Source organism: Xenorhabdus szentirmaii DSM 16338 (assembly GCF_002632585.1).
GTDB lineage: Bacteria > Pseudomonadota > Gammaproteobacteria > Enterobacterales > Enterobacteriaceae > Xenorhabdus > Xenorhabdus szentirmaii.
In genome coordinates, this window is sequence record NZ_NIBV01000002.1 from 2,032,411 (window position 1) to 2,045,855 (window position 13,445).

Here is a 13,445-nt window from a genome sequence, read left to right on the forward strand (position 1 = left end):
TCACTTGGTGATAAGTTGGGAAAGGGAAGATAATTTTGTTTTCAGCAATCCCGTAAATTTCGCCATTCCTTCCTGATTGAAACAACAGCAACTAATTTGCATGATCGGCACTCCTTTTTCAGAAAGGGTCATGTAGATATTGATGGAATCATTTTCCCAGCGGGTAGAAATGGCCTGACTCGGCTGGGTTTGCTCTTCCCGGTGTTCATTTTGCCAATAAGCACTCAACCGCAATCCTCCCAAACCGGGATCGGCGGCCGGTGTCTTGAAGACATTCTGTAGTATGTTGATATTGATGATGGGATCAGAAACCGCCTGATGGCTTTTCCGGCGCCGGAAAAGCGATTTTGGCGGATGAGGCTCCATAAAAAACAGATCAGCCAGAAAACGCGGGTATAACTCAGAACGCCGGAAAATTTTGCTGTAAATCCAGCTTCCGGCCCGGATCGCCCAAGCGTATATTTTCGGGCTGTCTTTCCAGCGTTGTTCAGCCACAATCCCAACCGGCGTACTCCACGGGCAATCCATGTGATCATAAGCCTGCAAGATCTTTACCTTGATATGTTCCAGCAATGCCAGTGTTGCCGTTTCCCTTTGTGATGGTTTATTGGCGGTTTTATTGATGGCTGGCTTCATCACGGTTTCCATGCAGACAGGCACCGGCATGACCCGCAACAAGGGGATCATCAGTGTCTCACTGCCCGGCTGGTCCCGCCCTTCCAGCACGGAATTGAGTGAAAAACGTGATTGCCCTGTCATTTCATAAACCACTTCGGCAACCAATGTCATAAAGACCATCTGCAACGTTGCCCTTTGTTGTTTCGCCAACACATCCAGTTGCTCGTAGCTGCCATCAGGAAAGGGCAGGAAAAATTCGTGATCAATCAGAACATCCTGATTGATGTAAGGGGCAGGAAAACGTGCGTAAGGGTATCCCGCCAGATGATTCCGCCAGAAAGCCAGATTCTGCTTGCCCTGACGCCGGTAATTTTCCCGTTCATGGCGAACCCACTCATCAATCTGCATGTCATTTGCTGTCGTTGACAATGGCTTTCTGCCCTGACATCCCTGAGCATAGCGTCGCCACAACTGCTGCTCAAACAGATGAATGGCGCCGCCATCCGCCACAATATGGGGAAAGAACAAAGACAGCATGTACTTTGTTTTTCCCAGCAGATACAGCTGGGCCCGCAAGTGTGGCGGGGATTTCAGGTCAAAAGGGGTATTCAGGAGCTGGCGGATATTATTGAAAATATGCTGATCCTGCTCCGCCGCGTCATGGGCAGACAAATCCAGCAAGGGCAGGTCAAATGAATCAATCCGGCAGGGTCGCTGGACCGGGGCATAATCCAGAATTTCGGTACGCAGGGAAATATTCGATTGAATCAGGTCATTGATGGCTTGCTCCAGCAAATCTACCCGCAATTCACCTTCAATCAGAATGCCTGAATGATTGTTGACGGTATCCCCGAGTGCACTGGCGACAAACCAGAAACAATGCTGGCTGTATCCCAGCGGGAGCCATTGCTCCCGCCTTTTTTTCCCGAAATCACAGGCAAGGGGTGTTGATTGGCGTAGTGGTGATTTGATGCTCATTGATCCCCCTTCCGGCTCTCTGCCGCACTATTGGCTTGTTGCTTGTGACTCAAATCGACCTGTTCCGCCAATTGCGCAATGGAAGGGTGCTCATAGATAAATCCGACCGGAAATATCACTTGCAGCCGCTGTTTGATCCGCGCAATGATTTGCACCGCCATAAGCGAATGACCATTCAGTTCGAAGAAATCATCAAATACCCCCAACGGGCCAATCCCCATTTTTTCATGCCAGATATCAGCGATAATCGCTTCTGTCGGATTGCGGGGTGGCTGGTAATCAACGCTCAGCACCGGCCGCGGGTACAGTTTCTGTTCCGGTGTTTTTGGACTGGTTTTTGAGCCGGTTTTTGAATTAAAAGAAGGCTTTTCCGCATTCAGGGCATGGTCCGCTGAATCGCTTTCCCCTGATTCATGTCCGCTGTCCGGCAAAGGCAAACCTTGTGTAGAAATGGCATAAACACTGTCATCATGAGCCAGCAAACGTTCCAGTAATTGGCAGCCTTCCTCCGGCAAAATTCCGTGGCTGATGGTGTCTTGTTCTTCATCCTGATACCAACGGCTCAGGCTATCCACAGCCATTCCCACTTCCCGCCATGCATCCCAGCCAATGGCCAGATAGCGGGTCTGGCGCCTGTTGGCCGGACGGTGTTGGTGATGCAACAGGGCAAAGGCATCTTCATACGCATTCGCGGCACAATACGCCACCTGGCCGACTGCTCCCACCGTGGATGCCAATGATGAACACAAAACAAAAAAGTCCAGGGAATGATGCCGTAAACAGTGATTGAGTACCTGCGTTCCCACCACTTTTGAGCGGAAAACCTGAAGGGAGTCCTCTAATTTCCGATTCTGGATCAATCCCGCGTCGGCGATCCCTGCGCTATGGAAAATACCGTGGATCTGCCCATACTGGAGAGTGATATCGGTCAGCGCCTTCCCAATCCGGCCTGCATCGGCTACATCAGCGGAAATCACAGAAACGGAAGCCCCCATCTGCTGTAACTGTTGCAGTAACCGGATATTCTGTGACCGTTTATTGTTGGTATCATGGCTGTCGAGCCAATCTGACCACTCATTTTTCGGCGGTAATTCACTGCGGCTGATGAAGATTAAATGAGGCTGATAGCGGCTTGCCAAATAAGTCGCTATCGTGGCGCCGATGCCGCCAAACCCTCCGGTGATCAGGTAATTGCCACCCCGCCTGAATGAGGGGGAAGCCGCAACGGGCAATTCGGCCGTTTCAAGCAACGGGAGATAACGGTTTCTGCCACGTATCGCGACAATATTGTCTGAACGCTTGCCATCTGAATTATTGCCTGAGTTATTGCCTGAATAGCTGTCTGAATGTCCGATAATCTCTGCCAGCAATGCAGACAACGTGCGGGAAGAAACCGGATTGAACAAAGGCAGCGACCACCGGTTGTCAGACAGCGAAATATCAATGCTTTTGCACTGTACCTGTTCAAATTCTTTGGGGATCACGCGGCTCGGGCCAATCAGCAAGGCCTTGGCCGGGTCATTGCGATCATGGTCCGAGATGGCGTGCAGCCGGTTAGAAAGGATATTGATTTTCAGCACGGTGTCATGCGGGTTTCCTGCCGCAAATTGACGGGCAATGTGCAGCAAAGATTCATAATTTGTGAAAGCTGTCTGCAATGAAATGGAGAACGAACGCGTTATCGACCATGCATGAATGATGTGACTGACCTTGACGTGCTGAGAATGAAGCAGCGTTGCCAGCGCCTGATAATCCTCGCCCTGCTGAGGGTTAATCGTCACCCGGCACAAAGCGGCATTTGCGCTGAAACGTCTGCCCTGCACAACCTGCCAGACTTTTCCCCCCTGCTTTTCCAGCTGGCTGGTCAACTGCTTGCCTACCCCCAACCGATCCATGAAAATCAGGAACACCTGCCCGTTCAGTTCGCTATTTTCCACCGTTGGCGCCAGCATTTGTTTCCAGCGGATCTGGTGGCCCCATTGTTCCGGTGGCAAGCGCCCGGCTTTTGGGGCAGAGGCTTTCGGGGCAGAAAGGTTGCACCGGGATTGGGAGTCAGGAGCCTGACTGACTAATGTATCCAAACTGTAGCGTTGATGCTGGAAAGTATAACCAGGCAAAGGAAGACGACGGCGAGCTTGTGTCTGATACAGCGCTGACCAATTGACGGACACCCCTTGCCGCCATAATTGCCCCAGAGCATTCAGCAAATGTTGCCTGTCGGGAATATCCTGTTTGATGTCCCGTGTGCTGCTAAAAACGGGCGGGAATGCCGATCCTGCCACCTGCATTCTGGCCAGTCCGGTCAGGCTGCTGCCCGGCCCGACTTCCAGCAAGACAGGGGTTTTGTGGGATAACAAACAAGCAATCCCCTGGCTGAATTCAACCGGTTCCCGTAATTGGCGAACCCAATAATCCGGCGATGTTGCCTGCTCGCGGCTAATCCATTCTCCGGTTATGCAGGAGATAAACGGCAGGTCAGGTGGTGACAGCGTGATACCGTCAAATACCCGCCTGAAGGGTTCAAGACACCCCTCCATCATGGCACTGTGAAAAGCATGGGATGTATGCAAGGCCCTGGTTTCAACCCCTTCGGCCTCAAGGGCAGCCTCCAGTGCCAATATCGCCCCGGTTTCTCCCGATACCACGCAAAATTCAGGGGCATTGCAAGCCGCCAGCGTCACCCCTTCATGGAGATAACCCTGCAACGTCTTTCTATCCAATCCCACTGCCAGCATTTTTCCGCCCGGCATCCGGTTCATTAATTCAGCCCGTTTGGTGACAATGGTCAGCGCATCTTCCAGTGTAAATACACCGGCAAGGCAAGCCGCGACGTATTCACCAATGCTGTGACCAATACAAGCCGAGGGACGGATGCCCCATTCCATCAGCAATTGGCTCAGGGCATACTCGACAACAAACAGGGCCGGCTGGGTATAACGTGTTTCATACAATGCCGGTGTGTTTGCCGGCATGTTCGCTGATGCGTTCGCCGGTGCTTTATTGCTGGCAGCCGAATCGAAGATCAGCGGGCGGATATCGCGCCCCAGCAAGGGGCGCAGAATTGTCGCACATTGATCAACCACGGCCCTGAACCGGCTTTCCTGCTCATAATAGCCCCGCATCATGCCTGCGTACTGGGAACCCTGCCCGCTGAACATAAAGACAAGGGCAGAAGAGAGCGTGGCCGCACTGCTTGAAGCAAACGCGCCGGCGATATTTTCCTGCCCCTGCGAAGTCCGGGATAAACAATTATCCAGCACAGTGATCGCATTTGCATGATCATGGCATACCAGACTGTAGCGGTAATCCATTTCATTGCGGCCAACATGCAGGGTATAGGCAATATCCGCCAATGGCTGCTCAGGGAACTTTTCCAGCCAGTCGCGGAATTTCTTCAGATTTCCACGCAGTGCCGCAGGGGTTTTGGCTGAAAAGCAAAGCAATTGTTGCGGGTAGGCCGGGCCGGACGGAGGAATGGGCGGTGCTTCTTCCAGGATCATATGGGCGTTGGTGCCCCCCATGCCGAATGAGCTGACTCCGGCACGAAGAATGCCCTGACCCTGCCATGCTTTTCCTTCGGTTGGAATATAGAATCTTGACCCCGTCAGGTTAATTTCAGGATTCAGCCGGCTGAAATTCACGGCCGGAGGCAGATAACGATGTGTCAGCATTTGTGCGACTTTCATCACGCCAGTGACACCCGCAGCAGAATCCGTATGGCCAATATTGGCCTTAACGGACGCCACAGCACAAGGGATCTGTACCCCGCCTTGCTGAACATCCGGTGCATCTTGCCCATAAGCCTTGATCAGGGCCTGCATTTCCATCGGATCACCGAGGTGGGTCGCTGTACCGTGTGCTTCGACATAACTGATACTGTTTGCCGGGACCTCAGCTGCCAGCAACGCACGCTGGATAACGGAAGCCTGCCCTGTTACCGATGGCGCGGTAAAACCAATTTTCTCCGCGCCATCGTTATTGATCGCAGAGCCTTTTATCACCGCATAAATATGATCGCGGCTGTCCAGCGCATCTTGCAGCCGTTTCAATATCACCACCCCGACACCATCACCACTCAATGTGCCGGATGCTTCCGCATCGAAAGTCCGGCAATGCCCGTCATGGGAGAGAATGCCGCTGCCCTCAAAGTGATAGCCGCTATGGGAAGGAAAGCCAATATGTACACCGCCACTCAATGCCATATCACATTCCCCTGCCAGCAAGGACTGGCAGGCATAATGCAAAGCAACCATTGAGCTTGAACAGGCCGAGCCGATGATAAAACTGGGGCCTCTCAGGTTGAACTTATACGAGACGCGGGTTGAGAGCAGATCCCGGTTATTGCCGAGTAACATGATGTCCGACATCACTTCCTGCATCATGGCGGAATGGTTCAACAAATAATGGAATAAATAACTGCTGCTGGATGTACTGGCAAATACGCCAATGGCTCCCGGATATTTCTCCGGTGCATAACCCGCATTTTCCAGTGCCAGCCAGGATGTTTCCAGAAACAGGCGTTGCTGCGGGTCCATTGCCTGTGCTTCCCGTGGCGAATAACCGAAAAATTCAGCATCAAAATCTTCCGGGTAATCGAGCACAGACGCATTGCGGATAAAATCGGCGCGCGAACGCGCCTCCATTGTAATTCCTGCCGCATCCAGTTCCTCATCACTCAATGGCCTGATGGACTCAACACCGGCAGCGATATTTTGCCAGAATTCATCAATATCACCGGCACCCGCAAATTGTCCCGCCATGCCAATAATGGCAATTTCAAAGCCCGTTATTTCCGGATCATTTATTTCCGGGGCATTCATTTCGTAATCAGGCAATAAATCCATTGACTGTGTTTTTTGGGTATTATTGACATCGGTATTATTCATTAGCTCTGTTCCCTTTTCCCATTACCCTTTGTGCTGCATTTTTTTCTGCCGTTTTGCCAGACGCTGGCGTCCATCAATGAGATTGTTCGGATTCATTTGCCTGCCTGGCTGCCTGATGCCCATACCTGATAACGGTGCTTTATGTTCATGTCGCTCACTCTGTTTTCTTCCGTTGCTGATAAACTGAGCGAGCTGGTGGATAGTGGCGTAGTTGAGCAGATCAAGAATGGACAAACGGGGATAACCCAACGCATGCAGTTTCAGGTGAACGCGTGCCAGCAGCAGAGAATCCCCACCCAAATCGAAAAAATTCTCATCACAATTGGGGGATTCTATATCCAGTACTTCTGCCCAGACTTGCTGAATGCCCTGTACAACGGGATCAGGTGATAATTTCCATTGTGCCCTTTCTGTTTCCGTGTTTTCTAATCCGGCGCTTTCCAATTCAAGGTGATTTAGTGCCCCTTTTCTTGATGCATTATTTACAAATATGCCGTTTTCAGCGGTATCGTTTTGTAGCCCACTGTTTTCTGTGATCGTATTTTCTGGCGCACTCACTGCCATCCCCGAATAATGGGAAGGTAAAAGAGCAATATCGAGTTTGCCGTTTGCATTCAAAGGCAGGGAAGGCAAGGTCTGGAAATAGGTCGGCAGCATATAGCGCGGCAATCTTTCCGCCAGATAAATACGCAGTTCCATCATATCCAATGTTTTTTGCGCCCTGGGCACAATATAGGACGCAATGCGTTTTCCCCGGGTTTCTTTAATGATCCGAACCGCAGCCCGTTCAATGTCAGGGTGCTTGCACAGCACCGCCTCAATTTCCCCCGTCTCAATCCGATAACCCCGGATCTTGTTCTGATTATCAATGCGCCCCAGATATTCAATATCGCCATTGGGCAGGTAACGTCCCCGATCCCCCGTTTTGTACAGCCGGGTTGAAAGGGATTTGTCGAATGGGTTCTCAATAAACAGATTTTGGTAGAGGCTGTCTTGGTTCAGATAAGCCAATGCCAGCCCCTTCCCGCCAATGTAAAGTTCACCTGTCGTCCCTATCGGCACGGGTTGCCGGAATGCATTGAGGATATAAACCAGATTGCCTTCATTGGGTTTACCGATTGGCACACTGTTGCCTTCCGTTCCGCGATAACGATAGCTTGTGGTAAACGTGGTATTTTCCGTTGGCCCATAACCGTTGATCAGATGCAATTCCGGATAGTATTTGCAGATACGGTTGGCATGGGCGGATGACATGGCTTCACCACCGGAAATCAGTTGCTTCACTGTTTGCAGTGTCTGCGGGCGTTCATCAACAATCAGGTTGAACAGCGATGTCGTCAGGAACAGGCTGTCTACCCGCCCGTCTTTAATGATTTTTTCCAGCAAAAGCACAGAAATTGCACTCTGCGGATAAATGACTATCGAGCCGCCATTCAACAGGGGACCCCAGATTTCCAGTGTTGAGGCATCAAAGTTGACAGAGGCCAGTTGCAGAAAACGACCGAAGACGCGGAAATCAGCATAACTGACGTCTTTGACCAGACGGATAATGCCTTTTTGCCCTATCAGCGCGCCTTTGGGTTTGCCGGTAGAGCCAGAGGTGTACATAACATAGGCCGGCAGGTTGGCCTGGTTTTCATCAGGGTGAGATCCCTTGTCCGGCAGTGGGCTGACAGGCATCCGGGATAATGAGGATTGCTCTGCATCCAGCCATATTACGGCAGATAAATTGGCCGCTTTCATCGGCAGTGAGCTGTCAATCACCCGCTGGTCTGTGATGAAGAATTCACACTGTGCATCTTCAACCTGCTCGAGTAAACGCGCGTCCGGATCTTCGGGATTGAGCGGCAGGTAAACGGCTTTTAGCTTGACCAGTGCCAGAATCGATACGATCAATTCAATACTGCGCCCCAGCAACAAAGCAACCCGCTGCCCCTGTTGCACGCCTTTTTGTACCAGCAAGTGCGCCAGTTGGTTGGATTGCTGGTCCAGCGCCAGATAAGTGAGTTGCTGTTTCCCGGATGGCTTGCTGAATTCGACGGCGCACGCAGAAGGTGAACGGGCAACCTGTTCCGCAAACAGTTCAGCCAGTGTCTGTTGCCCCCGATAACCGGATGCCCCCTGACTGAAGGCTTCAATTTTCCGCTGCTGGGCCATGGGAACAAAGTGATTGGCACAATGCAAGCTCTGTGCCTCTGTCACCATTGCCGTAAAGACCGCTGAATAGCATTCAGCCATATCCGCCGCCAGATCACGGCTCAATCGGTTTTCGTCATAATCAATCTGGATAGAAACCTGATCATTAATTAGTGATGATGTCAGGGTCTTGTGCTGAAAATGGACGGTCAGGGCAAAGTGCGTCCCTTCATAGACATCTTGAGTATGCAATTTGCCTATCACGTTCAACCCGAGGCCGGCTGCCATCTGGTCATAAATATGAAAGTCAATGTAGTTGAACAGGACTTCATCCAGTAATGGCTGCTGGCCGAATTGGCGCTGAATTTCCGCCAACGGGTAGCGGCGGTGGGGAATGGCTTCAATTTCATTGGCAAAAACCTGACGGATCAGTTCATGCCAGGAAACCGGTGATAAGATCTGGCGGAACGGCAAGATGTTGAGGAACAGACCGTACAGATTATCCCCGCCTTGTGCTTCCGGCCGCCCATTGGTAGAAATACCGGTCAGAATGTCATGCTCACCGCTGAAAATGCTCATCACTTTGATGTGCCCTGTCAGCAAAACACTTTTCAATGGTACGCCGAGTTGCTGCATCAAGTGACGCAATCCCTGATAAACCGTCCCCTCCAATGTCAGGGTAAAGGATTTTATTTTCGGGCTGGTTGCAAGAGTGCCGCTGTCATTATCATCACCATTATTTCCATCAACTGTGCCTTCTCCTGCATGACTGGCCGCATCCCCTGACACCCCCGCATTCAGCTTGCGGGGCAATTCCATGATGGTGCAATCATCCAGTTTTTGTGCCCAGTACATTTTATTCTTTTCATCGGCAATGGCCGCTTTTTCCAGGGCAATGAAATCACGGTATTCCAGCGATTTCTTATCCGGCGCCTGCCAGTTGTCCAGTCCGGTCAGCGTGGCGTAGCGGCTGAATACCTCCACGATCATGGTGTTATAACTCCAGCCATCAAATATGGGATGACATTCAGTCATCGTAAACTGGAATGAATGATCTGTACGTAAGTAGATGAAGAAACGCAGCAATGTCGGATTGAGCAAATCAAACGGATTTACCCGTTCAGCCTCCAGTAAGGCTTTTACCCGTTCGTCCTGTTCTTCGTCGGATAAATGGCGCAGGTCTTCAACGACAATCGGCAGTTCAGCAAATTCAAGCACCAATTGCAGGGGTTCACTGTAACTCTCCATATCGAATGCCGTGCGCAGAACATCATGGGCTGCCACGGTCTGGGCGGTTGCTTCGCGGAAAGCTGTCTCATCAAACTGCCCGTTGATGAATATGTGGGTTGAGCCGGTGCAGTGGTATACATTGGCATCAGGAGAAAGATTCATGTGGTAGAACATACCCGCCTGCATCCGGCTGAGCGGATAGGCATCAACCACGTTCTTCGGCAGGCGCCGGCGATCTTCCGGCGAAATCTGACTGAACAGGGCCATCGTCTGCACTGCGGTCGGATTCTCTTTGCTGCGCTCATTCAGCACAGCGGCCAGTTCTGCCACCGTTTGATGCTGGAACAGATCCACCAGCGTCAATGACCATCCGTGACGCTGTGCTTTGCCTGCCAGTTGCACGCCTCGCAACGAGTCACCGCCCAAGGCGAAAAAGTTATCGTGAATACCAATCTGGGATACCGGCAGGGTTTCTTGCCACAATGCCAGCAATACGGTTTCTGTTTCATTTCGTGCCGGCTGATATTGACTGGCAAGCTGGGGGCGCACTTGCTGAGGCGCTGGCAATGCCTTGCGATCAATTTTGCCGTTGGGGGTCAGTGGCAGGGTATCCAGAAAAATAAAGGCAGACGGCAGCATGTAGTCCGGCAAGGTTTTTTTCAATTCGATCCGCAATGCATCAACGGACAGTTTTTCTTCTGGCGATGTCTCTCCGGAATGTGTCTCCTCCGCCGTTTTCGCCGCAATGGATTTCGCTGCAATAGGTTTAGCCACAATGTAAGCCACCAGACGCAGCGCATGGTTGGCATCATCCTGATGGGCGATCACGACAGCCTGAGCAACCGATTCAATGCGTTTCAGCGCACTTTCAATCTCTCCCAGTTCAATGCGGAACCCGCGAATTTTCACCTGATGGTCAGCACGGCCGAGATATTCCAGTGAGCCGTCACGACGCAAGCGGGCCAAATCCCCACTCCGGTATAACCGCTGTCCTGCCTCCGCATCCGGAAAAATCTGTCGTTTATCAATAAAACGCTGGGCCGTCAGCTCGGGGCGATTCAGGTAACCACGGGCCACCCCCGCGCCACCCACATACATTTCCCCCACTGCACCCAACAAAGATAACCGGTGCTGTTTATCCAGCAAGAATATTTCCAGATCGTCCAATGCCTCACCAATCGGGCTTTTCCCGCCCTGCTGGGCGTCTGACTGCCTGATCCTGCGGTAAGTCACATGCACCGTGGTTTCGGTAATGCCATACATATTGATGACATGCGGTTGTTCATCCCCGTGTTTTTTGAACCAACCCTGCAATTTAGCCGGCTCCAGGGCTTCCCCCCCGAGGATCACATAACGCAGTGACAATTCGTTTTTTTCGTCCTCTTTTTTCGCTCCGTTCAACTGGCTGTCCGCAGCAATAAAGAGCTGGAAAGCCGAAGGGGTCTGGTTTAATACCGTGACCTTTTCCTGCAACACCCACTGATAGAAATCACCCGGCGTGCGGCTGACCCAATAAGGCACGATGCTGAGGCGACCCCCAAATAACAACGCCCCCCATATTTCCCAGACAGAAAAATCAAATGCACAGGAGTGGAATAACGTCCAGACATCGTTCTCAGTGAAATTAAAGTGGCGTCCACTGGCATGGAACAGCCGCATGACGTTGGCATGGGGGATTTCCACTCCTTTCGGTATCCCCGTCGAGCCGGAGGTATAAATCACGTAGGCCAGAGAATCCGGCTGACTGGCGATATTCGGGTTATCCAGCGGCATGGTTTGAATAAAGGTTTTTTCAGTGTCGATGCAAAGGTAATCCACCTCATTGAGTTCAAACAGTGCCTGATGTTGCGGTACACCAATCACCAGCTGTACATTGGCATCTTCAATGTAAAAACGTATCCGTTCCGGCGCATGGCTCGTGTCAATTGGCAGATAAGCCAGCCCGGCTTTCAGTACGGCGAGAATGGATACCAACATCTCCTCATCACGTTCCAGACAGAGGCCAATCAAGGGCGCTTCCGCAGCCGGCACCTCCATTTGCTGCATAATTTCCATAATATAGTGCGCCAGTTGGTTGGCACGCTGGTTGAGTTGCCCATAAGTCAGAAACCGGCCATTGTCAGCACTGAGGGCGATGGCGTGCGGCCGCTGCAAGACTTGCTGTTCAAACGCCTGGTGCAGGGTTTGCGTTACCGGATGGTGAACCCGTTTACGCGGCCATTCATGCAAGATCCACTGTTTTTCGGCTTCATCAATGCATTGATAATCGGCCAGAACCCTATGGGCGCTTTGGACAATCTCTTCCAGCAGGAAACGGAAATTGGCATCGATTTGGCGGATGGTCGCTTCATCAAACAGATCGCTGCTATATTCAAACGCACCGCTCAATTGCGCTATGCCATTTTCCGGCGACGTTTTCTCCATTGATAATGTCAAATCAAATTTGGCGCTCTCCCCCAATAAAGTAAGAGGTGTCGTTTTCACACCATCAAACTGCCATCCGGTTGTGCCGGATTCATCAAAGGAGAACATCACCTGAAACAGCGGTGAATAACTCAGGTCACGTTTCGGGTTGATGGCTTCAACCAGTTTTTCAAAACTCACCTGTTGGTGTTCCAGCCCGCTGAGCACCGTGTCAAACACCTGATCCTGCAATTGGGCAAATGTCGCGCTTGGCACCAGTTCAATCCGGTAAACCAGTGTATTCACAAAGAAGCCGATAATGCCTTCCAGCTCCAATTGCCCGCGCCCCGATACCGTTGAACCCACCACCAGATCTGTCTGGCCGCTGTATCGGTGCAACAGCAGGTAAAACGCACTCAGCAAGGTTGTAAACAAGGTTTTGTTGTTCTGCCGGGCCAGCGCCGTTAAAGCCCCGGTCAGTTGTGGCGATAAGGTAAAACAGTGTGTTTTCCCCCGCGGGCTAAGACGGCCGGGGCGCGGATAGTCGAAAGGCAAGGCGATAGGCTCACAGCCCGCCAGTTTTTGTTTCCACCATGCCAGCGATTCACCCAACGCGGGATCATCGCTCTGCTGGTGCTGCCATTCGGAATAATCAATGTACTGAATGGGCAATTCCGGCAATTCAGGGGCATTTCCCTGACGACGGGCGTTATAACAGGTGCTCAGTTCACGGCTGGTAATCCCGGCGGACCAACCATCGGAGATAAGGTGATGCAGTACCATCACCAGATAGTGGCATTCAGCCCCGCAGCGATACAGGGTAAAACGCAATAAAGGGGCTTGCAGCAAATTAAACGGCCGCAGGCTATCTTGCTGCAAGCGCTGTTTTTGCTCCGCTTCCCCCAACGCAGACAGATCTGTCATGAGCAGCGGTAAAGCTACCGCGTCATGGCAACGCTGATAGAGTATGTCATCCTGATAAACAAAATCGGTGCGGAAAGACTCATGTCTCGCCATCATATCGTTAATAGCTTGTTGAAGTGCCGGTATATCCAATTCTCCTTCAAGCATCAACGCAGTTGTGATGTGGTAAAGCGACGATTGTTGTTCGAGTTGTTCGTGCAACCACAACCGTTTTTGTGCCAGGGATGCTTTAAATTTAAATGTATCTTGCTGCATGTGACTCCCCTTCAA

The 13,445-nt window shown here is 51.5% G+C and carries 3 protein-coding genes; all 3 read right to left on the bottom strand.

Annotated features, from left to right (window positions below):
- From Xsze_RS18280 to Xsze_RS18290, 3 genes are read right to left on the bottom strand one after another with little or no spacing between them, the layout of a single operon-like run.
- Window positions 1–1,596: a condensation domain-containing protein gene (locus Xsze_RS18280; RefSeq protein WP_038241257.1), complete on the bottom strand. Its 1,596-nt coding sequence runs from the start codon at window positions 1,594–1,596 to the stop codon at window positions 1–3.
- A complete protein-coding gene (locus tag Xsze_RS18285; protein ID WP_244431864.1) occupies window positions 1,593–6,482 on the bottom strand; it encodes a type I polyketide synthase in 4,890 nt (1,629 codons plus the stop codon). The genes Xsze_RS18280 and Xsze_RS18285 overlap by 4 nt, the downstream gene beginning before the upstream one ends.
- Window positions 6,483–6,503: 21 nt before the next feature.
- The gene (locus Xsze_RS18290; protein ID WP_099139156.1) at window positions 6,504–13,430 is read right to left on the bottom strand and encodes a non-ribosomal peptide synthetase; all 6,927 of its coding nucleotides are present in this window, start codon (window positions 13,428–13,430) and stop codon (window positions 6,504–6,506) included.
- Between the last annotated feature and the right edge of the window lie 15 nt (window positions 13,431–13,445).

What these genes read in the sequence shown, in the direction of transcription:
- Xsze_RS18290 (WP_099139156.1), bottom strand. Translation starts at nt 13,430, where the DNA reads ATGCAGCAAGATACATTTAAATTTAAAGCATCCCTGGCACAAAAACGG.
- Xsze_RS18280 (WP_038241257.1), bottom strand. Translation starts at nt 1,596, where the DNA reads ATGAGCATCAAATCACCACTACGCCAATCAACACCCCTTGCCTGTGAT.
- Xsze_RS18285 (WP_244431864.1), bottom strand. Translation starts at nt 6,482, where the DNA reads ATGAATAATACCGATGTCAATAATACCCAAAAAACACAGTCAATGGAT.